This window comes from Sphingosinicella sp. SM1-17, assembly GCF_056821765.1.
The window spans coordinates 1368895-1391732 of sequence record NZ_JBPDIO010000001.1 but is presented as its reverse complement, the minus strand read 5'-3'; the positions used below and the strand labels follow the sequence as shown (position 1 = coordinate 1391732).

General features: G+C 64.2%; 22 protein-coding genes. 9 read left to right on the top strand and 13 right to left on the bottom strand.

Translation table 11 applies throughout. From position 1 onward, the window contains the following. Positions 1-80: 80 nt before the first annotated feature. A complete protein-coding gene (locus ACRYLT_RS07005; protein ID WP_482663371.1) occupies positions 81-2171 on the bottom strand; it encodes an NAD(+) synthase in 2091 nt (696 codons plus the stop codon). After that, entirely contained in the window at positions 2171-2671 is a 501-nt protein-coding gene (locus ACRYLT_RS07000) for a CinA family protein (RefSeq protein WP_482663370.1), read from the bottom strand. Before ACRYLT_RS07000 ends, ACRYLT_RS07005 begins: the two co-directional genes overlap by 1 nt. Positions 2672-2750: 79 nt before the next feature. On the opposite strand from ACRYLT_RS07000, the gene ACRYLT_RS06995 reads away from it, so the two are divergent. Both ACRYLT_RS06995 and ACRYLT_RS06990 read left to right on the top strand, forming a co-directional pair. Then, a complete protein-coding gene (locus ACRYLT_RS06995; RefSeq protein WP_482663369.1) occupies positions 2751-3263 on the top strand; it encodes a hemerythrin domain-containing protein in 513 nt (170 codons plus the stop codon). Positions 3264-3265: 2 nt separating this feature from the next. Then, positions 3266-3559 (top strand): hypothetical protein, encoded by a 294-nt coding sequence (locus ACRYLT_RS06990; RefSeq protein ID WP_482663368.1) that lies wholly within the window; start codon positions 3266-3268, stop codon positions 3557-3559. Between the two features lie 12 nt (positions 3560-3571). Here ACRYLT_RS06990 and ACRYLT_RS06985 read toward each other — a convergent pair whose 3' ends face one another. The 7 genes from ACRYLT_RS06985 to ACRYLT_RS06955 form a co-directional block, all read right to left on the bottom strand. Then, positions 3572-4066, bottom strand: coding sequence for a hypothetical protein (locus tag ACRYLT_RS06985; protein ID WP_482663367.1), 495 nt, complete (start codon positions 4064-4066; stop codon positions 3572-3574). Positions 4067-4327: 261 nt separating this feature from the next. Continuing rightward, positions 4328-4546, bottom strand: a complete 219-nt coding sequence (locus tag ACRYLT_RS06980; protein WP_482663366.1) for a hypothetical protein — start codon at positions 4544-4546, stop codon at positions 4328-4330. A gap of 213 nt (positions 4547-4759) precedes the next feature. Beyond that, positions 4760-7267, bottom strand: a complete 2508-nt coding sequence (locus tag ACRYLT_RS06975; protein ID WP_482663365.1) for an ABC transporter permease — start codon at positions 7265-7267, stop codon at positions 4760-4762. 24 nt (positions 7268-7291) lie between these two features. Continuing rightward, positions 7292-9793 (bottom strand): ABC transporter permease, encoded by a 2502-nt coding sequence (locus ACRYLT_RS06970; protein WP_482663364.1) that lies wholly within the window; start codon positions 9791-9793, stop codon positions 7292-7294. A 16-nt stretch (positions 9794-9809) separates the two neighbouring features. Next, the gene (locus ACRYLT_RS06965) at positions 9810-10286 is read right to left on the bottom strand and encodes a Rid family hydrolase (RefSeq protein ID WP_482663363.1); all 477 of its coding nucleotides are present in this window, start codon (positions 10284-10286) and stop codon (positions 9810-9812) included. Continuing rightward, the gene (locus ACRYLT_RS06960; protein WP_482663362.1) at positions 10286-10966 is read right to left on the bottom strand and encodes an ABC transporter ATP-binding protein; all 681 of its coding nucleotides are present in this window, start codon (positions 10964-10966) and stop codon (positions 10286-10288) included. Before ACRYLT_RS06960 ends, ACRYLT_RS06965 begins: the two co-directional genes overlap by 1 nt. A gap of 12 nt (positions 10967-10978) precedes the next feature. Then, on the bottom strand, positions 10979-12286 hold the full coding sequence (locus ACRYLT_RS06955) for an efflux RND transporter periplasmic adaptor subunit (RefSeq protein WP_482663361.1): 1308 nt from the start codon (positions 12284-12286) through the stop codon (positions 10979-10981). A 391-nt stretch (positions 12287-12677) separates the two neighbouring features. Between ACRYLT_RS06955 and ACRYLT_RS06950 the strand changes: the two genes are divergently transcribed. Next, positions 12678-14081 carry a sigma-54-dependent transcriptional regulator gene (locus tag ACRYLT_RS06950; RefSeq protein WP_482663360.1) on the top strand — a complete coding sequence of 468 codons (1404 nt, stop codon included), beginning with the start codon at positions 12678-12680 and terminating at the stop codon, positions 14079-14081. A gap of 32 nt (positions 14082-14113) precedes the next feature. After that, entirely contained in the window at positions 14114-15454 is a 1341-nt protein-coding gene (locus ACRYLT_RS06945) for a sensor histidine kinase (RefSeq protein ID WP_482663359.1), read from the top strand. On the opposite strand, the gene ACRYLT_RS06940 is transcribed toward ACRYLT_RS06945, so the two are convergent. Both ACRYLT_RS06940 and ACRYLT_RS06935 read right to left on the bottom strand, forming a co-directional pair. After that, positions 15451-16764 (bottom strand): FAD/NAD(P)-binding protein, encoded by a 1314-nt coding sequence (locus tag ACRYLT_RS06940; RefSeq protein WP_482663358.1) that lies wholly within the window; start codon positions 16762-16764, stop codon positions 15451-15453. The genes ACRYLT_RS06945 and ACRYLT_RS06940 overlap by 4 nt on opposite strands. 2 nt (positions 16765-16766) lie before the next feature. After that, positions 16767-17207: an RrF2 family transcriptional regulator gene (locus ACRYLT_RS06935; RefSeq protein ID WP_482663357.1), complete on the bottom strand. Its 441-nt coding sequence runs from the start codon at positions 17205-17207 to the stop codon at positions 16767-16769. A gap of 102 nt (positions 17208-17309) precedes the next feature. Here ACRYLT_RS06935 and ACRYLT_RS06930 point away from each other — a divergent pair, with 102 nt between their 5' ends. After that, on the top strand, positions 17310-18647 hold the full coding sequence (locus ACRYLT_RS06930; protein ID WP_482663356.1) for a dicarboxylate/amino acid:cation symporter: 1338 nt from the start codon (positions 17310-17312) through the stop codon (positions 18645-18647). 18 nt (positions 18648-18665) lie between these two features. Here the strand turns inward: ACRYLT_RS06930 and ACRYLT_RS06925 are convergent, their stop codons facing one another. Next, positions 18666-19118 carry a DUF2721 domain-containing protein gene (locus tag ACRYLT_RS06925; protein WP_482663355.1) on the bottom strand — a complete coding sequence of 151 codons (453 nt, stop codon included), beginning with the start codon at positions 19116-19118 and terminating at the stop codon, positions 18666-18668. A gap of 84 nt (positions 19119-19202) precedes the next feature. Here ACRYLT_RS06925 and ACRYLT_RS06920 point away from each other — a divergent pair, with 84 nt between their 5' ends. The 4 genes from ACRYLT_RS06920 to ACRYLT_RS06905 all read left to right on the top strand — a co-directional run bounded on the left by ACRYLT_RS06920 (position 19203) and on the right by ACRYLT_RS06905 (position 22106). Next, complete coding sequence (locus tag ACRYLT_RS06920) at positions 19203-20117, top strand: cation diffusion facilitator family transporter (RefSeq protein WP_482663354.1); 915 nt, start codon at positions 19203-19205, stop codon at positions 20115-20117. Positions 20118-20230: 113 nt separating this feature from the next. After that, entirely contained in the window at positions 20231-20773 is a 543-nt protein-coding gene (locus tag ACRYLT_RS06915) for a peroxiredoxin (protein ID WP_482663353.1), read from the top strand. A gap of 5 nt (positions 20774-20778) precedes the next feature. Beyond that, positions 20779-21528, top strand: coding sequence for a uracil-DNA glycosylase (gene ung / locus ACRYLT_RS06910; RefSeq protein ID WP_482665415.1), 750 nt, complete (start codon positions 20779-20781; stop codon positions 21526-21528). Further along, positions 21528-22106 (top strand): alpha-ketoglutarate-dependent dioxygenase AlkB, encoded by a 579-nt coding sequence (locus ACRYLT_RS06905; protein ID WP_482663352.1) that lies wholly within the window; start codon positions 21528-21530, stop codon positions 22104-22106. The genes ung and ACRYLT_RS06905 overlap by 1 nt, the downstream gene beginning before the upstream one ends. On the opposite strand, the gene ACRYLT_RS06900 is transcribed toward ACRYLT_RS06905, so the two are convergent. Next, positions 22097-22798 (bottom strand): cell wall hydrolase, encoded by a 702-nt coding sequence (locus tag ACRYLT_RS06900; RefSeq protein WP_482663351.1) that lies wholly within the window; start codon positions 22796-22798, stop codon positions 22097-22099. The two genes, ACRYLT_RS06905 and ACRYLT_RS06900, sit on opposite strands and share 10 nt — an antisense overlap. Positions 22799-22838 lie beyond the last annotated feature (40 nt).

Genomic DNA, 22838 nt, shown 5'->3' with positions numbered 1-22838 from the left:
TGTAGCCGAAGGACTATTTCGACAACGTAGCGACTCGGCGGCGGGTTCCCCGCAGTGCAGCAATTATTCCCTGATCCAGATCAGTGGGTCGAATCAAGCCGATCCCTGAGCTCGTCCAGCCAGGGTGCGGCGGTGCCATCGGAAGGGGCGCGCCAATCGCCTCGGGGGCTGAGCGAACCGCCGGCCGAGACTTTGGGGGAATTGGGGATGGCGGAGCGCTTGAACTGACTGATCTGAAAGAAGCGGAAGAGGAAAACCTCCAGCCATTTGCGGATCGTCGGCAGATCATATTCGCGCTTGAGGCTTTCAGGATAGTCGAACGGCCACAGGCCCTGACCGGAATCCTTCCATGCCTGCCAAGCGAGAAACGCCACCTTTGACGGCGGCTGCCCGTGACGAAGGATGTGAAACAGGAAGAAATCGTGAAGCTCGTAAGGCCCGATCCGCTCTTCGGTCGACTGAATGCCGCTCTTCTCGTCCGCCGGAACCAGCTCCGGCGAGATCTTGGTGTCGAGGATCGCCTGGAGAACCTCGTTGGTCGCCCGGTCGAACTGGCCCGTCTTGATCACCCATCGGACGAGATACTGGATCAACGTCTTGGGAACCCCGGCATTGACGCCGTAATGACTCATCTGGTCGCCGACGCCGTAAGTCGACCAGCCAAGCGCAATCTCCGAAAGATCGCCGGTGCCGACGACGAAGCCGCCTCGCTGGTTGGCGAGCCGGAACAGATAGTCGGTCCTGAGGCCGGCCTGCACATTCTCAAAAGTTATGTCGTAGACCGCTTCGCCCCGGGCGAAGGGATGGTCCATGTCGGCGAGCATCTGCCGCGCCGCCGGCTTGATGTCGATCTCCTCGCCGACGATCCCGAGCGCCTTCATCAGACGCCAGGCATTGCTCTTGGTCTCATCGCCGGTGGCGAAGCCTGGCATGGTGAAGCCGAGAATCGTCGATCGCGGCAGGCCAAGCATGTCGCAGGTCTTGGCAGCAACGATGAGGGCATGGGTCGAATCGAGCCCGCCCGATACGCCAATGACGAGATGCTTGCCCGACGTCGTCTGGAAGCGCTTCGCGAGACCCTGGACCTGGATGTTGAACGCTTCATAGCAATCCTGATCGAGCTGCTCGATCCGGTTGGGGACATAAGGGAAGCGTCGTACCGGCCGCTCCAACCCGACAACGGCGAAATCCGGCCGGTGGTCGAAGACGATCCTCCGGAAGCCCTTTTCCGGGTGACCCGCCGCTCGAGCATTGTCGTTGAACGTGCCGTTGCGCATCCGTTCGAGCCTGAGCCGCTGAACATCTATGTCCGCGACCGCGAGTTCGTTGGCACGATCGAAGCGGCCGGTTTCCGCCAGCAGCTCACCCAGTTCGTAGATCGAGCCCTGCCCGTCCCAGGCAAGGTCGGTCGTGCTCTCCCCCGGCCCCGAGGCGGAATAGACATAGGCCGCGTGACAGCGGCTCGCCTGGGCGGCGCAAAGCAGCTTGCGCTCGTCGGCCTTGCCGATCGTGATGTTGGAAGCGGAAAGATTGGTGAGGATCAGGGCGCCGGCGAGGGCGCCATTGGTCGAGGGCGGCTGCGGCGCCCAGTAATCCTCGCAAATTTCGATGTGGAAGATGAAGTCCGGCAGGTCTTCGGCGGCGAAGATCTGATCCGGGCCGAAGGGCGCCACCTGTCCCGCCACGGCGATCTTCAACCCTTCGGTGCCGATGCCCGAGGCGAACCAGCGCTTCTCGTAATATTCGCGATAGTTCGGGAGGAAGCATTTCGGAACGACGCCAAGAATTCGCCCGCGGGAGAGTGCGACCCCACAATTGTAGAGCCGGCCGTTGCGGCGCAGGGGGGCGCCGATCACCAGCACGGTCCTGAGTTCGGCCGTTTCCGCAGCAAGCCGTCCGATGCCCTGTTCGACCGCATCGAGAAACGCGTCCTGGAGGTGGAGATCGTCAACCGCATAGGAAGAAATGTTCAGCTCAGGGAAGACGGCAAGATCGACACCTCGCTCGTGAGCCTCGCGCGCAAGGGTGATCGTCTGGCCAACATTGTATGCCACGTCGCCGGAAGAGGCGCAGGGGCTCGCCGCGGCAACCCGGACGAAGCCGTGACCGTGGATCGCTCCGAAGGGCGCCTTGACCAACGGTCCCGAGGAAAATGAACCCCCTTCCCCCATCACAGCATCTCCGTCATCATTTCGACCGCAATCCGCATGCACTCGATCCGGGTGGCGCCTCGCCCTATCGGACCGAGATGTTCCTCCCGGTGCGCGGTTATACGGCCGGCCCGGGCGCAGGCGAAATGGACCAGGCCCGGCTCCTCCCCCTTGTCGGCAAAGCCGGTGATCGCCACCGCGATATTGGCGCGCGAGCGCTGCAAGGCGCCTTCCGCCATGGCCAGAGCGACCTCCCTGGAAACGGCGCCTTTCGCTTCGATCAGTTCCATGGGAACGCCGAGCATCTCGTTCTTGGCCGCGTTGGAATAGGTGACGAAACCGCGGTCGAAGGCATGCGCGACGCCCTGCACATCGGTGAGCAGGGAAGCAAGCATCCCGCCCGTGCAGCTCTCCGCCGTTGCGAGTATCAGGTCGCGCTCGCAGGCCTTGGCAAGAAGGCGTCGGGTGGCTTCCTCGACCGCGTCCGGAAGCACGGGAGATAGCGTCTCGGTGTCGTTCAAAATCCGGCTCCAATCCTTCTCCGGCGCGGAACCGGCGCCCCGCTCCGATTGTTCCACGGCCGCAATCAGGAGATCAGCAATGGCCGAGCAGGCGACCATGAACGGGCTTCAGCTTCTGGCCCAGGACCACCGGCGCGTCGAGGAGCTTTTCGAGCAGTTCCAGAAGGCGAGCGGGGCGACGAACAAGCAGAAGATCGTCAGCCAGATCTGCACCGAACTCAAGATCCACACGATGATCGAGGAAGAGATCTATTATCCAGCGATCCGAGGAAAGGTGGAGGATTCCGACCTGGATGAGGCCTTTGTGGAGCATGACAGCGCCAAAGCGCTCGTCAACGAACTGGAGGCCGCCGAGCCGAGCGAGGAATTTTACGACGCCAAGGTCAAGGTCCTCCAGGAGCTGGTCGAACATCATGTAAAGGAAGAGGAGAAGCAGCAAGGGAACCTGTTCCAGCAGACTCGAGCGGCTGAGCTGGACCTGGAAGCTCTGGGCGAGCAACTCGCCGCCCGCAAAGCCGAACTGATGGCACAGGCGGAAAGCGGGGGTCTGCCCCCGGCAGAGCCCGCCACCTTGCAGCACGAAGGGGTATGAGAATGGCCTGGAGCAGGAATCGAACCTTTATCGCTGCCGGACTCGCGGCTGTTGCCGGAGTTGCGGGCGCACTGGCCACCCGGCGGTGGTGGATGGCGGGCGAGGGCGAGACTCGCAGCGGAGCAGCCCTGAGCCGGGGCGAAAAGGCGCTGGGCCCCGGCGGCCATTCCGGCGGCCTTCGCTCGGCCGGCCCCGACGCGATGCGGGACCCTCCAAGAGAGTGGAGCCAGGTCGACGAGGCTTCCGACGAGAGCTTCCCGGCCAGCGATCCTCCGGCCGTCAAGCATGTCGATTGAGCTAGCCGGGGCCTAACCGCGCCCTCGGTTCGGCGAATCGCGGTCGGGGCCCTGCGCGAAGATCGACTGGCGGCTCTCCGCAAGTTCGTTCAGGGCGGTAGCGGTGGCGCTTCCCCAGACGAGATGCACCGTGATCATCAGCGCGTTCCGGCGCGCCGGATGTTCGGTTGCGGGCTCGAGCAGGCCCAGCGCAGGGATCCAGCCCATATAGCTTCCCAACCAGACGATCGCACCGGCGGCAGCGCCCTGCCCTTTTCCCGGTCGAGGGTTGGCCGCCGCAAGCAAGGCTCCGCAGGCGGCGCCATAGAGGAAATGCGCGGCAAGGGTGAGGTCCCGCGCCCGCTCGTCAGGGGGCGCAGCGGCTGAATCGATGATCTCGCGCGGCGTAAGCGGGTAGCGCTCGCTGGCAGGAAGGCGCTTGTGAAGACGGCGCATGGCCGAAGTCATCGCCATCGTCCCAACGAACCCGGCGACGGCGCCGAGGACGAGTCGCGAGCCAAGCTTCAACGATCGACTCCCGTCCGGGTCCTCAGCAGTCGCAGAGAGCCAGCGCCGCTTACGTTTGGAGGCGGCGACCCACCGCAAGACACGCCCGCCGAATCGAACAACTTCGTCAGCATCAACTCACCGGAAAAGAGTAGGCCCCGGTGACGGGATACAGCGCCACAAGGATCCTGATCCAGTCGTTTTCTCCTGCTGCTCTCGCGCGCTGCGCAGTGACGGCGTCGAGCAAGCCGACCAGGATCGGTACGGCGGACCCGGCCCGCCTCAGGGATCGACTCCGCTGGCAATCGCCTCGAGCTTCTTGAGACGCTCTCGAACGCTGGCCAGTTCGATCCGAACGCCGGCGTCTTCGGGAGTTTCCCGTCCCCGCGAAATCTCCAGTCGGCGCAGTTCGAGCCATCCACGCCAGGCGCGAAGGCCGGTGAAACAGAGCATGCCTGTGGTGCAGACTATGGTGGCGGCAAGCATGAAGGAAGAAATCATGATCCTACCTGTAGATCAGCGAATTGGAAGCGCCGATGCGAGCAACCCATCGGCACGGTGGTGGTGTTGCGGCCGTCATGAGTGCCTCGATAACAGCCTGGTAAATCATCACTCTTCGCGGAACATGACTGGCGAGCCGCGCCACCGGATGGGACCTGCATTCTGCCGAACCGCTTCAGCCTTCGACGAAAGGCAGCGCAGCCCTTCAACGCCTCACTCATATCGAAGCGCGTGGATCGGATTGGACCGCGCTACCTTGATCGCATGCCCGGCGATGGTTCCGATCGCGATCGTCAACGCAAGCAGCCCGGCGAAAAGGAAAGGCGTCGGCCCGAGATCGATCCGAGCGTCGAAGCTGTTGAGCCAGTCGCGCATCACCCACCATGCGGCCGGCCAGGCGATGAGGTTGGCGATGATCACCGGCTTCGAGAATTGCCAGGCGAGCAGCCGGACGATGTCCCGGCTACGGGCGCCGAACACCTTGCGGATCCCGATCTCCTTCGTCCGCCGCTCCGCCGTGAAGGCGGCAAGCCCGAACAGGCCGAGGCAGGCGATCACCACGGCCAGAAGAGCGAAGCCGGCGAAGGTCTGCGCGCGCGCTTCTTCCGCTTCGTAGATTTCAGCAACGATGTCCTCGCTGAAATTCGCTTCAAAGGGGACCTCGCTGGCGAGGCGGCGCCAGACGCGCCTCAGTCCTTCGCGAACCTGAGCGGGATCCGAATCCTCGTAGCGGACCACCATCCAGCCCAGCCCGCCCCGGCTGTAGCGGAAGACGATCGGCTCGAGCGAGCTGCGCACCGAGCGGAAGCGCGAATCCTTCACCACCCCGATGATCGTGATCGGCGTCAGTCCATATTGCTCGCTGTTGTAGATCGAGGCGCGCAGCTGCTTGCCCACCGCCTCCCGCGGGTCGGCGAAGCCGAGCCGGCGAGCGGCAAGTTCGTTGATCACCACATTGACTCCGCGAGCGACGATCCCGCGAATGCTGTTCTCGCTATCGGCCGGATCGATCGTGGCTTCGTCGCCAGGGCGGTTTTCGTCGAAGGTGCGGCCGGCGACGAGGTCAACGCCCATCGTCTCGAAGAAGCGGGAATCGACAGCGTAGCTGCCGATGTCCACCGGCTCCTCGCGTCCGGGAACAAAGATTCCGGTCGTGATCGTGTTGGGAGTGCTGATGCCGATTCCGGTTCTCGAAGCAGCCGTGACTCCGGGAAGCCGGGCGACTTCGCGAACGATCGCCTCCCGCTGGTCGGCGAGTCTCCGAGCACCGATATTGTCGAGCTGAATCAGTCCATCGCGTCGAAAGCCAGGATCGGCATTTCGCGCATAGACCGTCTGGGCATAAACGACGGCGGTACAGATGATCAGGCCAATCGACACGGCAAACTGGGCCACGACGAGAATGTTGCGCAATCGTCCTGATCCGGCCGGCTCTGCGCTCGATTTGTTGGCCCGGAGCACCTCGGCAGGGCGGTAGCGCGACAGGTAGAAAGCCGGATAAAGTCCGCCGGCCGCGCCGACGACAAGAACGAGCAGAAGCACCGGCAACAATATGCCGTCGGCACCGAAATAAGCGACTTTGAGATCGGCGTCGAGAAAGTTGGACAGGTGCGGGAGCAGCAACTCCACGAGAGCTAGTGCGACGAGCATGGACAGAGTCACGAGGATGACGGATTCGCTGAGGAACTGAACGACCAGTTGCCGCCGACTGGCTCCCAGCACCTTGCGCAGAGCCACCTCACGGGCCCGCTGACTTGCCCGCGCGGTTGCGAGATTGGTGAAGTTGACGCAGGCCATCCCGAGGATCAGCAAAGCGACCACCGCGAAGGTGACAATGGTCTTGCGATCGTTGCCGGGCGTCATCGCGGCGGCCTGCGCTCGTCCGAGATGGATGTCGCGGACGTTTGCGAGCCGATAATCCTGGTCATCGCCCTGGTTGGTTGTGACTCCGCCAGCCGTCTGGTCGGGGATGTTCCGTCGCTCCCAGGTCGGCATCTGGGCGTGAATCGCCTCCGGATCCGATTCAGGACGAAGTTGGACATAGACCCAGCCCGACTGCCAGCCGAATTCCGTCAGGAAAGTCGGTGAGTCGGAGAAGTAGGCGGCCGGATCGAACCGCACGAGCATGTTGAAGTCGAGATGCGAGTTACTCGGCAGGTCCTCGAATACGCCGGTGACGCGATGGTCGGTCGTGGTGCCGTTCAGGTCGATCGACAGCGTTTGCCCGACCGGATTGACGTTGCCGAAGATCCGCTCCGCTTCCGAGCGGGAAAGCGCGACGCTGCCGACGTCGCTCAACGCCGTCTCCGGGTTGCCGTGGACGAAGGGCACTCGGATCATGTCGAAGAAGGGGCCGTCGACCATTCGCCCGCCCTCGACCCGGAAGGCTTCGCCGTTGCGGATAACGGTCGGTGAGCTGGCGAGCATGTAGACGCGCTTCTCGACCTGGGGGAAATCCCGCTCGAGCGCGAGCCCGGCTGCGTAGGACGCCATCTGCATCTCCAGCGGCTCGCCGCTGTCGTCCGGGACGTAGAAGGTTTGGAGCTGGTAAAGATTTTCCGCGTTGGGAAGCCATTCGTCATAGCTCTGCTCGTAGCGCACGTAGACGATCAGCATCAGGCAGGCGGCGAGACCGGTGGCGAGACCGAACATGTTGATGAACGCGTAGGTCCGGCTCTTGATGAGCGATCGGAAGCCAACGGTCAGATAGTTGCGCCACATGACTCTTCCCCTTTTGTCAGCGCCTTATTCGTAGCGAAGGGCGTGGATCGGATTGGCTCGGGCCACTCTGAAGGCGTGCCCGGCGATGGTCCCGATCGCGATCGCCAGGGCGAGAAGACCCGCCGTGACGAAGGGCGCTGGGCCAAGGTCGATCCGCGCATCGAACGTGTTGAGCCAATCGCGCATCGCCCACCACGCGATCGGCCAGGCAATCAGGTTCGCCACCAGGATCGGCTTGGAAAATTGCCAGGCCAGCAGTCGGACGATGTCGCGAGTGCGGGCGCCCAGAACCTTGCGGATGCCGATTTCCTTGGTCCGCCGTTCGGCCGTGAAGGCGGCTAGCCCGAACAGGCCAAGACAGGCGATGACGATCGCGAGGAGCGAAAAGCCGGCGAAGACCTGGGCCCGCGATTCCTCGGCATCATAAAGCTCGGCGATGATCTCTTCGCTGAAGCGGGCGCTGAAAGGTACATCCGGGACGAGCCGGCGCCACGTCTGCTCGATGCGCGAGCGGACGGCATTGGGGTCGCTCGAATCGTAGCGGACCACCATGTTGCCAATACCGTTGCCGAGTCGGAAGACGATCGGCTCGAGCGGTTCGCGTATCGAGCGGAAGCGGGTGTCCTTGACGACTCCGACAATGGTGATCGGCACGAGGCCGGCTTCTTCGGCGGCGAGGCTCATGTTGAACTGCCGGCCAATTGCGTCGCCCGGGTTGGTGAAGCCGATCCGTCGAGCGGCAAGTTCGTTGATGACGACGTTGATGCCGCGGGCAGCGAGGGCCCGGTCGGCCTCGATGTCGCTTGCGGATGTGCGCGGATCCACGTCCATCGGCCGATTGCGGGTCAGCTCGCGCCCGGCAATCAACTCCATCCCCATTGCCCGGAAGAAGCCGTCGTCGATCGTGTAGTTGCCGACGCCTACCGGCTGTTCGCGTCCCGGAATGGAGATCCCGGTCGTATTCTGGTTGCGGGTCGCAATCCCGATGCCGGTGAGGCCAACCGACTGCACGCCGGGGATCCGTGCGATCTCTCGAGCAATGGCTTCCTGGCGGCCCTCCAGCTGACGGCGGCCGAGTTCGTCGACCTGGAGGATCCCCTCCCGCTTGTAGCCGGGATCGGCCGTCCTTGCATGGACGGTCTGGGCGTAGACGACCGCCGTACAGATGATGAGCCCGATGGAGACCGCGAACTGGCCGATGACGAGAGCGCTCCGCAAGCGGCCGGAGCCGGCCGCCTCGGCCGTCGACTTGTTCGCCTTCAGAACCTGGGCAGGCTGAAAGCGCGAAAGGTAGACGGCCGGGTAGAGGCCGCCCGCCGCGCCGACGACCAGGGTCAGAAGCAGGATCGGCAGAAGCATTCCGCCGGCGCCGACATAGGTCATCTCGAGATCGGCATCGAGGAAGTTCGAGAGAGCGGGCAGAAGCAGCTCGACCAACGCCAGTGCAAGCAGCATGGCGAGCCCGGAAACGAGCACCGACTCGGCGAGGAACTGCGCCACCAGTTGCTGGCGGTTCGCGCCGAGCACCTTGCGCAGGGCCACTTCGCGGGCGCGCTGGCTCGCCCGGGCGGTCGCGAGGTTCGTGAAGTTGATGCAGGCCATGCCGAGGATGAGAAAGGCGACGATGGTAAAGGTGAGGATCGTCCGATCGTCATTGTTCGGGCTCATCGCGCCCGAAACCGCCTCGCCAAGGTGCACGTCGCGAATGTTGACCAGCCGCCAATCGCCAATGTCGCCCTGGTTCAGAGTCTGGTCCCCGAACCTCTGGTCCGGGATATTGCGCTCCTCCCATTGCGGGAGCCGGGCATTGATGGAGGCGCCGTCGGTGCCTTCCCGAAGCCGGACATAGTTCCAACCCGACTGCCAGCCCCATTGCGTCAGGAAATCCGGAGTCTCGGCAAAATAGCTCGCCGGATCGAAGCGGGCGACCATGTTGAGGCGCATGTGCGAATTGCGCGGCAGATCCCGCATCACCGCGGTTACGCGGTGATCGATGCTCTGGCCACGGGCGATCAGGGTCAGGGTCTGGCCGATCGGATTGGAGTCGCCAAAAAACCTTCTCGCCTCACTTTCGGTGAGAACGATGGAGCCGGGTTCGCGCAGAGCCGTGCGCGGATCACCTCGAAGGAGCGGAAGCTCCAGGACGTCGAAGAACAGATTGTCGACGAAGATGACCTCGTCGGTCGGGAGTGCCTGGCCGTCGCGCATCACCACTGGGGAAGTCGAGAGGGCGTAGACCGAGGATTCTATCTGCGGAAAATCCTTCCGAAGCGCGGTACCGACGACATAGGCGGACATCTGTCCGGGATTGACTTCGCCGGTCTCGGTGTTGGTCCACTCGGATTGAACCTGATAGACATTCTGCGACCCGGGCAGCCACTCGTCGTAGCTGCGCTCGTAGTTCACGTAGATCAGGAGCATCAGACAGGCGGCGAGACCGATGGCGAGGCCGAAGATGTTGATGAAGGCGTAGGTGCGGTTCTTCATCAGGGTGCGAAGCCCGACCGTTACATAGTTGCGCCACATCCGAGGCCTCCCCCTTCTAGTTCGCTGCCGTCGCCGTCGGGCGACGGGCGATGATCTTGATTTCGGTAATCCCCCGCTCCGGGATCAGGCGATCGACGTCGATCGCAGTCCAGGCCGGGAACGGCGCCCGCACGTGTCGACGATGGGCGGCGACGATGGCGTCCATCTGGGCCGTTACGTCAGTATGGTAGCTGGTGATGTCGACGACATCGTCCCAGCTCGCTCCGGCGCGGCGGAGGATCTCGCCGATGCGACGGTAAGTCCGATCGTAGGCGCTCTCGAGGCTCTCGCCCTCACGCTGTCCGACCACCACGCCCGAAAGATAGATGGTGTCCCCGACGATGACCGCGTCCGAAAATCCCCATTGTTCCTGAAACCGCCGCTCGCCCTCATTCTCGGACATGATCACGGTGCCCTGCTCGCGCGCCTGAGCGCCCGCCGCCGATCCGGGGACGGCGGCAAGCGCCGAGCAGAGGAGAAGTGCCAGGCGCATCAGGCGGCCCGCCGATGCTCGACGAGGATCCGTCCGTCGAGCATGTTGACGACCCGCCCGGCATAATCGGCATGGGCGGGCGAGTGCGTCACCATCACGATGGTGGAACCCTCGGCATTGAGCGCCTGAAGCATCTTCATCACTTCTTCGCCATGAGCCGTGTCGAGATTGCCGGTCGGCTCGTCGGCCAGGATCAGATTCGGCGATGCGACGAGTGCCCGGGCGACGGCGACACGCTGCTGCTGACCGCCTGACAATTGGGACGGGCGGTGCTTGGCGCGGTGAGCGATACCCACCTTGTCCATCACCTCGTCGACCCGGGCGCGCCGCTCTGCCGCGGGGACATTGTGGTAGAGCAGCGCTAGCTCGACATTCTCGCGGACCGAAAGCTCGTCGACGAGATTGAAACTTTGAAAGATGAAGCCGATGTTCCGTTTGCGGAAATCGGCGAGCTTGGATTCGCTGAGGCCGGCGACCTCGGTTCCGTTGAACACGTAGGAGCCGCTGGTCGGGCTGTCGAGCATGCCGATGACGTTGAGAAGGGTCGACTTGCCGCAGCCGGACGGGCCCATGATCGCGACGAACTCGCCATCGGCCACGTCCAGGAAAATCCCGTCGAGCGCTGTCGTCTCGACCGTGTCGGTGCGGTAGACCCGCGAAACTTCACGCATGCTCAGCATATTCGGCTCCCTTCATTGCCCACTGAGGCTCAGCCGATCGCGTTCGGCAAAACCCGTATAAGGAGAGGTGATGACTCGCTCGCCCGGGTCGAGCCCTTCGAGCACTTCGATGAAATCGGCATTGCGGCGGCCGAGCCGGACCTGGCGCTTGACCGCGCTGCTTCCGTCGGGCGTGACCACGAACACCCAGTTGCCGCCCGTCTCGTTGTAGAAGGCCCCATTGGGGATCAGCAGCGCCGGCGCGGGATCCCCCAGGGTCAGCCGGATCTGCACCGTTTGGCCTCGCTGGAGGTCGGCCGGCTCCTGTCCGATGAACTGAAGGTCGATCTCGAAGGCTCCGTTGCGGACCTGCGGGTAGATCTTGCTGACGCGCATGCGGAACGGCCGTCCACCGACTTCGGCGGCAGCGACCTGGCCCTCGGTGACTCGTCCGAGATAGAATTCGTCGACCTGCGCGCGAAGCTTGTTGCGGCCGGCGCTGTCGATCTGGCCAAGCCGTTCGCCGCGATTGAAGGACTGTCCGACCTGAATCGAGAAGGCCGTCAGCTGCCCGGTGACGGGCGCCCGAAGGTTGAGCGAATCGAGACTTGCTCGGGCGAGTTCGAGACTTTGGTTCAGCGACATGGCCGAAGCGCGAAGCTGCGCAAGCTGGTTCGACTGCAGCCTTTCGTCATTCGCCTGAGTGCGGCGAAGGACCGCCAGACGATTGCGGGCCGCGTCATAGGCATCGCGACTGTCGGCGAGCTGCCGGGCGGGAACGAACCCGCGCTCGGCAAGCGGCCGCTGGGTTTCATATTGCCGACGGGCGGTCTGGACGGCGAGCTCGGCCTCGATCACCGCGCGCTCGTTGGCGAGGCGAGTCTGCGAAAGGGCCAGTTCCTGGCTTCGCATCGAGTTGATCTGCTGGGTAACCTCGGTCTGGCGGGCCAGGACATTGAGCTGGAGGTCGGAATTGGAAAGCACCGCCAGCATCTGCCCCTGCTGGACCATGGCGCCGTCTTCGACCATCACCTGCTCGACCCGACCGCCTTCGACCGCGTCCAAGTAGACGGTGACGAGCGGCTCGACTCGTGCGCGCAGTGGCAGGAAATCGTCGAAACGGCCGCGCTCCACCGTCGAAATCGTCACTCGGGAAGAATCGATGGTCTGACTGTTCGAAGAAGGCGCAAAGAAGTAGAAGAGAAGCACGAGAAGCAGGATACCGGCCGCGCCGAGGCCGATCTTCACCTGCCTGGACAAGCCCTTCCGCTCGACGACCCGGTCCATGCCGCCGCCGCTCTCGGGCCTCGCTTCAGCCTTCGCAATTCTCACGACACTCATTCACTTCTTTCCCGATGATGATGAGCGGCCGCGGGTGTCCGCTTTCGGACACTCACTGTCCGCCGCCGCACACCCGACGACCCTCAAGCAAGCGGCAGCGCCGCGAGCGAAAGGAAGCCGGTAAGGATGAATCCGACGGTGAAAGCCATCGCTTCGATCTTTTCCATGTCCCCAACTCCTGAACTTGAGTGAACCCCTGCTGCCAAGGTTCAGCACGAGCCGTGCCAAACTCCAAGAATGGCTAGATTCCGCCAATTTCGGCAGTCATCGCCCGCTGAAGAAGAGTGGAAAGACTGTCCGCTTCCGAACAGGATTGTCCGGCCGCGAACGCCGTTTTCGGACACTGGCACGCATTTTGATTGTGACCTATCGAACAGTTCGGGAGGGCCAAGTGAATCACCAAACGCGCTTTGGGCGCTGCATCATCATCGACGATGATCCCGACATCCTGTTGTCGGCGCGCTTGCTGCTGCGCGACCTGTTCCGCGAGGTCGCCGAATTCCAGTCGCCCGAAGCGGCTATCGCGACAATGGAGCAGGAACTTCCCGATGTCGTCCTGCTCGATGCCAATTTCGGGCGCGGCGCCACCAATGCCGCCGAGGGATTCCACTGGCTGACCGAAATCCTGAAGCGCGACCCCCAGGCAGTGGTGGTGATGATCACCGCCCATGCGGGCGTAGCCGTTGCAGTGGAAGCGATGAAGCGCGGGGCCACCGACTTCGTGTCCAAGCCCTGGTCGAACGAGCGATTGCTGGCGACGGTGCGAACGGCTGCGGCCCTTCGCTCCTCGCGCGAGGAAGCGTCGACCGAGCGCAAGCGCGCCGCTGCCGTCTCGGCGCCCGCAGCCGGCGGCGAACCGCTCCTGCTCGGCCGCTCGCCGGCAGTGGCTCGCCTTTACTCCCTGATCGAGCGTGCGGCGCCGACCGAGGCGAATGTTCTCATCCTCGGCGAAAACGGGACCGGCAAGGAACTCGTCGCCCGGGAGCTTCACCGCCGGTCGCGGCGAGCGGAGGACGTGCTTGTTTCGGTTGATCTCGGAGCCGTCGCCGAGACGCTCTTCGAATCCGAGCTGTTCGGCCATGTGAAGGGCGCCTTCACCGACGCTCGCGGCGATCGGATCGGCCGAATCCAGGCGGCGCATGGTGGTACGCTGTTCCTCGACGAGATTGGAAATCTTCCTCTCCACCTCCAGCCCAAGCTGCTGACCGCGCTGGAGCAGAGGCAGGTGGTGCCCGTCGGTGGCAATCGACCCGTGGCGGTCGATGTGCGCGTGATCGCCGCGACGAACTGCCCGGCCGATCAACTGGCGGACGAAAACCGGTTCCGCCAAGACCTCCTCTTCCGTCTCAATACGGTCGAGATCGAGATTCCGCCGTTGCGGGAAAGGCGGGAGGACATTCCGATCCTCGTGGATCATTTCATCGCGGTTTATTCGAGGAAGTATGGCAAGCCGGTCCGGGAGGTCCCCTCGGAGGTCGCTCGAGCGCTCGCGAACTATGATTGGCCGGGCAACGTCCGGGCCCTCCGCCACGCCGCCGAGCGAGCGGTGATCCTTGCCGATGGGGACTCGTTTTCGTTGGAGGATTTCTCGCTTTCGCGGACCTCCGCGGCCCGAGCCGCACCAGCGCCTCTTCCGGCCGATCAACCGCGGGATGATCTGAATCTGGAGAAGGCCGAAAAGCAGATGGTCGAGGCGGCTCTGAAGAAGCACAGCTACAATATCTCGCTGGCCGCAGCCGAGCTGGGCCTGACCCGAGCCTCGCTCTACCGCCGCATGGAAAAGCACGGCTTGTGATCGGAGAGGTCCCGGCCGGGGAGTTCCTGTAGGTGCGCGTCGGCGGGCGATTCGTCATCGGTTTGGCCTGGCGGCTCGGCTTGCTGCTGCTCATGGCCTTTGCCTTCGCTCAGTCCCTTTCGGTCGAGGGGCTAGGCGCCGCCCGGATCGTGGCCGGGCTGCTCGTCCTCGGCAGCGCCTTTCTGCTGTGGCGGCATATCCAACTTACCAACATGGAGCTGGCGCGGTTCATCGATGCGGTTCGCTTCGCCGATTTCAGCCAGGGGTTCGGCCATCGCTTCGACGGCAGCGGCTTCGCCGAACTCGGCAAGGTCCTCGACGATTCCATCAAGCGAATGCGCGACGAGAAGCACAAGCTGATCGATGCCAACCGGTTCTACGAGGCGGTGCTCGACGATGCGCCAACGGCCCTGCTCACGGTCGATGGACAGGGAAAGGTCGAGCTTTCGAACAAGGCGGCGCGCCGGCTGCTGATGCGGCACAAGGGCGTAAGAATTCAGGACTTCCGAGAATATGGAGACGCTTTCGCGAGGGCCTTGGAGGGCGGCGTGGTCAATCGGCCGCGGCTTGTGCCGCTGCTCATCGACGGCGTGCCGCAGACGATGCTGGTCAGTGCAGCCGTGGTTCACCGGCTCGGCGGCTTCGTCAGGGTGGTTGCGGTGCAGCCGATCCAGGGCGAACTCAACGCGATCGAAATCGCAGCGCAAAGCGATCTCATCCGCGTACTCACCCACGAGATCATGAATTCGATGACCCCGGTGACTTCGCTTGCCCACAGCGCCGTCGGGCTGATGCGCGAAGCCGACAAAGGCTGCGATCCTGCGATTGCCGATGCGCGGGCGGCGGTCGAGACGCTTGCGCGCCGTGCCGACGGAGTCATGCATTTCGTCGAGAGCTACCGCCAGATAAGCCGCGCTCCCGAAGTGAGGCGCCGGCTGATCGACGTCGTCGCCTGGGGGGAGGAACTGGAGGCACTCTTTCTCGCCGACGACCAAGCCGAGGGCGTGGCTTTCGAGGTCATCGTTGCGGAGGACTCGACCAGGATCGAGGCGGATCCGGACCTGATGAGCCAGGTGCTGATCAACCTGCTTCGCAATGCTGCCGATGCGGCGCTTGAACACGCCGAGAAACCGCGCGTGACTCTGACTTTCACCCGCACCCGATCGGGCAAGGCCCAGATCGAGGTCGAGGACAACGGTCCGGGCGTGCCAGAGGCGCTAAGGCAGGACATTTTTCTGCCCTTCTTCACCACCAAGGCGAAAGGAACCGGAGTGGGCCTCAGCCTCGCCAGACAGGTCGTGCTCGCTCATCGCGGGTCGATCAGCATTGGCGAGGGGAAGCAAGGCGGCGCGCTGTTCCGGATCGTGATCTAGCCGGAGGCTCCGCCGATCCGCTTCGCCACCGACTGCGCCTGAAAGGCGATTTCCGGAACGGCGATGCTCTCCCAAAAGGCGCCGCGAGTCATTGGGCCAATCGCGGTCAAGGTGGGGCTGGCAGTGCCGTCGGCGCCGATGATCCGGCTTCGAGGGTCGACATCGATTCCCAGCCGGCAGACGTCCGGCCGGATCCGCCCTGAAGCGATCAAGGCGTCGAGCAGCGGATCGCCAGTTCGGGCGATGTCGAGATCCGGGCCGCTGCAATTCACAATCCGGCGGACCTGCATGGTCTCGATCTCGGAGCGGCCCCGCGGGCTCCAGGCGATTTCGGCGGTCCCCCCTGCCCTCCTGGCCGACCGAATTCTTCCGGAAAGAAGCGTGAGACGCCCCTCTTGCCGCATCGCTTCGATCCGTTCCGCCACCGCCGGAGCGATCCGATGGCGGTGCACGTCCCACCAGGGCCTCAGGTGACGGATGAAGCGCCGCCGTTGCTCGATCGGCGCTCCGCTCCAGAGCTGCGGGGTCACGGGTCGAACCTCCTGGACCGCTTCGCGCCAGCCGATAAGCTCGGCTCGCCGGCGAACATGGCGGAGAAGCTTCAGCGGGTCACCCGGCAGTTCCCCCCCCTGGCCCGCCACGGGCTCCCTACCGAGGTGCGGCCGCGGGAGCAGGCCTCGGCGCGACAAGGCGACGATCCTTCCCCGGAATCCGCTGGCGTCCAGGGTCAGAGCGGCATCGACGGCAGTAAGTGCCGTCCCGACCAGCAGAACCGTGTCCTCCGGTCTCAGCTCATCGGCGAGATCGCCGAACCAGGGATCGTCGACGAGGATTCCATCAAGGTCGACGGAGGCAAGCTCGGAAAGCAAGGCGGGGCGAAGATTGCCCAGCGCCAGCACGGCTGAATCCGCCGAAACTCTGCGGCCGTCGCTCAGCGCCACTTGCTCACCTTCGCCGGAACGCTCGATCCCGACCGCTTCTCCCGCGACGATGTCGATCCTTGCGCGTTCGCGATCCAGTTGCTCGGCCAGATAGTCCCCGAACAGCATCCGCGGGGGATAATCCTCGGGGTCGCCGCCGAAACGTTCCTTCCACCAGCGGGCGAAGTGATCCGGATCCTGGGGCCAGACAATCATTAGACGGGCGGTGACGTTGAGCAAATGCTCCGGTCGGCGGGTACCATAAGCGGTGCCGCGGCCGGGCACTCGCTCCCGTTCGATCAAGCTGACCCGGCCGACACCCTGGTCGAGCAGGTGGAGCGCCTGGATGGTCCCCGAGGCTCCTGCGCCGACGATCGCGACGTGAGACACGCTCAGGACTGGACGATTTCGGAGAGGGGCTCGACCTCGACCTGATCGGCGAGGCTCAGTCCGTCCAGGATCCGGGCCGTCTCGTCTCTGACGAGCAGCATTGCCCGGTGAAGCCGGCATTTCTCCTCGCCGATGCAGTTGCGGCAGGGCTGATGCGACAGCCGGCTCGCGCATGGCAGAAGCCCGAGCGATCCGCGGGTGAGCCGGACGATCTGGCCATAGGTGATCTCGGAGGGCGGGCGAGCAAGCCAGTAGCCGCCTTCCCGCCCACGCAAGGTCTCGACCAGTCCCGCCCGCCGCATCTGCGACAGGATCACGGTGAGGAACTTCGGTGGCAAGTTCTGCTTCTCGGCGATTTCCGCGAGCTGGACCGGCCCCTCCCCATAGCGGTCGGCGAGGTGGAGCAGCGCCCGGATTGTATACCGCGTGCGTTGAGAAAGCATGGGCGCTCAATGGACCTCGCCCGCCGGATTCGCAACCGCGCGGAAAATGCGTCCTGACAGCCGTGCTCGCGGCGCCTATCACCTGACGCAAGGGGAGGAACAATGGGTCAAGCGGAACGGCCGTTCTGGCGAACGCTCTATTTCCAGGTGCTGGTCGGTATCGCCCTGGGCGTTCTGATCGGCTGGCTCTATCCTGAATTCGGCCGGGCGCTGAAGCCCCTTGGCGACGGCTTCATCAAGCTGGTGAAGATGATCATCAGCCCGGTAATCTTCCTCACCGTCGTGACCGGGATTGCCGGAATGGCCGACCTCAAGGCGTTCGGCCGGGTCGGCGCCAAGGCAATGGCCTATTTCCTTCTCTTCTCCACCCTGGCGCTGGCCGTCGGGCTCGTCGTCGGCAATGTCGCCCGGCCCGGAGATGGGCTGAACGTCGATCCGGCGACACTCGATACAGGAGCGGTCGCCGGCTATGTGACCCAGGCTCAGGGACGCACGGTCACGGAGTTCATCCTCCACATCATTCCCGATACCGCCTTCAGTGCCTTTACCTCGGGCGAGATCTTGCAGGTGCTGTTCGTTGCGATCCTGTTCGGAGTCGCGCTCGCTCTGATCGGCGAGCGCGGCACTGGACTGTTGTCGAGCCTCAGGGTCGTCACGGCCGTCGTGTTCCGAATGGTCCACATGCTGATGTATCTGGCACCGATCGGCGCGTTCGGGGCCATGGCCTTCACGATCGGGCAATATGGCATCGGAACGCTCGCCAATCTCGCCGGACTGATCGCCACCTTCTACGTCACGTCCTTGCTGTTCGTGGTCCTGGTCCTGGGATTGGTCGCCAAGGCGGCCGGCTTCTCGCTGCTCGGGCTTGTCCGCTACATCAAGGCTGAGCTGTTCCTGGTGCTCGGCACCTCAAGTTCCGAAAGCGCGATGCCGCTGCTGATGGAAAAGCTCGAACGCGCCGGCTGCCCCAAGCCAATCGTCGGCCTGGTCGTGCCCACGGGCTATTCCTTCAACTTGGACGGCACCAATATCTATATGTCGCTGGCAGCCTTGTTCATCGCCCAGGCGACCAACACCGAACTCAGCCTCGCCGACCAGCTCCTGCTGATGGCCGTGGCGATCATCTCGTCAAAGGGGGCGGCAGGAGTGACCGGATCAGGGTTCATCGTGCTCGCTGCGACCCTTTCGGTGGTGCCGTCGGTTCCCGTGGCCGGAATGGCCCTGATCCTGGGGATCGACCGGTTCATGAGCGAGTGCCGGGCGCTCACCAACTTTGTCGGCAATGCCGTCGCGACGATCGTCGTTGCGCGCTGGGAACGCAGTGTCACTCCAGCCCAGCTCGCTGCCGCCTTCGGCGGGGCTGGCGGCGAATTCACCGAACCGGAAAGCGACACTCTCCAGATCGAGGGACGCAGCGACGTTCCGGCCGAGCCGGCCTAGCTCGAAGCAGCGGACCGGCTAGCGGGCGGCCCAGGTGTGGCGGATGCGCAGGCTGCGCATCGCCAGTTGCACCTCGTGCAGGAACAGGACGAGTCCGGCGATCAGCAGGCCCATCGCGGCGATGAACAGCCAGGAAATCAGTCGCGCCACGCCGAGCTGGGTTGGGCCGGCAATGAACAGGATCGCGACGACGATACAGACGAACAGCGCGCTGGCCGTACAGCAACCGATCGCGAGATTGGCCGCTTTCATCCTTCGGGCGAGCAGCCGGAGCTCCTGCTCCGCCAGGTGGCGCTCGGCGTCGTCGAGCGATTGCCCCGCGTCAGCGAGATGACGGGCACGATCGACGACACGCGCGAGCCGGTGGGCCAGGACGTTGAGAATCGCTCCGACTCCAGCGAGCAGGAAAACCGGCGCAACCGCCAGCTCGATCTGGTGAGCGATGGCTGAGACGGCGAGGCTTGGATCCATGGCACGCGCCTAGTCCCTCGATGAGCCGGAGCGCAAGCGCATGTCCTAGCATCACCCGGGCGAGTTGCGTTAGTCGGTCCCTGGATGGGCGCACATCATCACCATCACGGCCACCATGGCCATAGCCATGGACCGGCCGATTTCGGCAGGGCCTTCGCCATCGGAATCCTGCTGAACAGCCTGTTCGTCGCCATCGAGGCGGCCGCGGGGCTGATCTTCGATTCCATGGCCCTGCTCGCCGATGCCGGGCACAATTTCTCGGACGTGATCGGTCTTGCCGTCGCCTGGGTCGGCGCCGGCCTCTCCAAACGGCCCCCGACTCGCCGCTTCACTTATGGCTATCGCGGTGCCACCATTCTCGCGTCGCTCGGCAACGCGCTGCTTCTGCTGGTCGCGCTGGGCGCCATCGCCTGGGAAGCGATCGAACGTTTCGCCGATCCGCCGCAGGCGCCGGGCCAAGTCATGATCCTGGTTGCGGCGGCGGGGGTGGTCGTCAACCTCGCCACCGCCATGCTGTTCGCGCGCGGACGCAAGGGCGATCTCAACATTCGCGGAGCCTATCTCCACATGGCCGCCGATGCCGGGGTTTCCGCCGGCGTCGTCGCTGCCGGCCTGCTCATCCTCCTCACCGGGTACGACTGGATCGACCCGGCGCTCAGCCTGGTCATTGCCGCCATCATCTTCTGGAACACCTGGGGGCTGCTCAAGCAGTCGGTGATGATGTTCCTTGGCGCCGTCCCTGAAGGGATCGAGCCGGAAGAGGTGGAAGCGGCGCTGGCAAAGATGCCCGGAGTTTCCGCCGTTCACGATCTCCACATCTGGCCAATGGGCACCACCGACACGGTGATGACGGCCCATCTCGTCGTCGCCGGCGCCCACCCGGGCAACCGGTTCCTCGAGGAGGCGAAGCAGATGATGCGACGCCGTTTCGGGATAGGCCATGTCACCCTTCAGATCGAGCTCGACACCGAAGCCGGCTGCCGCGATTGCGGAAGCTGATCGGCGGAGGCTCAAGCGGGCGGACCTCTCACCAGACCTTCGCTCGGGCGGGTTGAGGCTGGTCGAGATTGGCCTTCCGGTCTATCCTGCCTTCGACTTCCAGGGGGATCCCAATGCGCCTGTTCGCACCCGTCATTGCCATTGGAGTGGCGATCGCCTCGGCCGGTGCCGGGGCGGCACTTCCCGAAGGCGCACTGGCGCCGGATTTCAGCACGCGCGGTGCGCTCGCCGGGCAACCGTTCGAGATGAATCTTCGCGCGCTGCTCCGGAATGGGCCTGTCGTGCTCTACTTCTTCCCTCGCGCTTTCACGGAAGGCTGTACGCTCGAAGCTCGAGCCTTTTCCGAAGCCTCGAGGGACTTTCGTCGCGCCGGAGCCCGTGTGGTGGGCCTGTCTGCCGATGACTACGACACTCTTCGCCGTTTCTCGGTCGAGGCTTGCCGCAACGCCTTCCCGGTGGCGACTGCAAGCCCGGCGACGATCGAAGCGTTTGATGTCCGACTGCGCGAAGGATCGCCGCTGAGCAACCGGACGTCCTACGTGATCGCGCCGAACGGACGGATCATCTACGCCTATTCCGATCCGGACTGGCGCAACCACGTGGCCAACACGCTCGCCGCCGTCCGGCAGTGGCGGGCGCAACAGCGGCGTCGCTGATCGCGATGTCGAACCGGATCCGGCTCCACCCGAGCTGGCTGGAACCGCTGAGGGACGAATTTGCCAGTCCCTACATGCAGCAGCTGAGGGCCTTCCTGATCGCCGAAAAGTCGGCGGGCAAGTGCATCTTGCCCAAGGGCCGCGACTGGTTTCGAGCTCTGGACCAGACGCCGTTGGATCAGGTCCGGATCGTCATTCTGGGGCAGGATCCCTACCATGGGATCGGCCAGGCTCACGGCCTGTGCTTCTCCGTGCCGCACGGAGTCCCGATTCCACCCTCGCTCGTCAACATCTTCAAGGAATTGCGAAGCGACCTCAGCCTGCCTCCCCCCCGCCATGGCTGCCTCGAAGCCTGGGCGTCCCAGGGCGTGCTTCTGCTCAACAGCGTCCTTACGGTGGAAAAGGGCCGGGCGGCCTCTCACCGTGAGCGCGGTTGGGAAAGATTCACCGATGCCGTGATTCGCGCCGTCAACGCCAGGGCTGAACCCGTCGTCTTCATGCTCTGGGGCAGCTATGCGCAGAAGAAGGCAGCGTTCGTCGACTCCGTGGACAAAGGCGGGCAACACCTCGTGCTGAAAGCGCCCCATCCTTCGCCCTTATCGGCCCATGGCGGATTCTTCGGCTGCCGGCATTTCTCGCGAGCCAACGCCTTTCTCGAAAGCTGCGGCCTCGATCCCGTGCAATGGGCGCTTCCAGATCAGCCGAGTGTCGAGATCGAGCGCCCCGGCCTTCTCTCCCTCGTTGTTCCCAGCTGATGATCCAGGGCGACCTGTTCGAAGGTGCTTCGCTCGAGCCTGAAGGCCTGGTCTATCGGCCCGACCTGATCAGCGAGGCAGAAGAGCAGGCGCTGATTGCGCGGATGGCCGAACTTCCCTTCCGCCCATTCGAGTTCCAGGGATTCGTCGGGAAAAGGCAGACGGTGTCGTTCGGCTGGGCCTATCGCTTCGATGGAAGCGGGCTTTCGCCCGCCGAGCCGTTCCCCGACTGGCTTCTGCCGGTCCGTGCGAAAGCCGCAGGATTTGCGGGCCTTGACCCGGAGGCGATCGAGCATGCCTTGCTGATCGAATATGGTCCGGGCGCAGGGCTGGGCTGGCATCGCGATCGGCCGGTGTTCGGCGACGTCATCGGAATATCGCTTCTGTCGCCGGCGCCGCTCCGCTTTCGTCGCAAAGCGGGCAGCCAATGGGAGCGGGTCACGCTTCGTCCGCAGCCGCGCTCGGCCTATCTGCTACGCGGCCCGGCACGAAACGAATGGGAGCATTCGATTCCGCCGGTCGAAAGCTTGCGCTACTCGATCACGCTTCGAACGCTCGCCCGCCGACCTCAGCTGTAGAAGATGTGGAGCCCGATCTTGGAGTTTCGGGCAAGCCGACGACCCCAGCTCGGCGACACATAGTCGGCATGATACCAGAGAACGTTGCGGGGCAGGAGGCGGGCCGCCTCCGCCTGAGCGATCCGGGCCACCGCAACCGCCTTGCGCCAGGCCTCCGAGGAGCGGTTCGCGGGCGGAATTCGGCCGGTGGCGTTCACGAAGGAGAATTGCCAGGGTTGAGTTACGACTCCGCAGATGGTGGCCGGATAGCGACCCGACTGGGCCCGGTTCAGAACCACTTCGGCGACGGCAAGCTGGCCGTCGAGCGGTTCGCCGCGAGCTTCGAAATAGACCGCGCTAGCCAGGCAATCCTGCTCACCGTCTTCGGTCCGAACGTCGGCATAGGTGTCGACCAGCTCTTCCAGCCCGCGCGGTCGCGGCATCGCCGAGTCCGCCAGCGCAACCAGATGCTCGGCAAAGTCCGCCGCATTGCCGGACGGGACCAGGCCCGGCCGGCCGCTGCCAGCTTCGTCGAGATTGTCGACGTCGTTGAGTCCGAGATTGCTGATCTCCCCACCGGCCATGCCGTGGTCGAGATAGTGCGCCGTCGGGGCTGAGTCGCCCTGCCAAGCCTGAAGTGGATCCCCATTTGCAGCAACCGCAATGATGAAGGCAGCCGCGGCAAAGCCCGCGGCACGAACCGATCGGATCATCTCATCCCGTTTATAAGTGCGGTGGGCTGGCCCGGCGGGT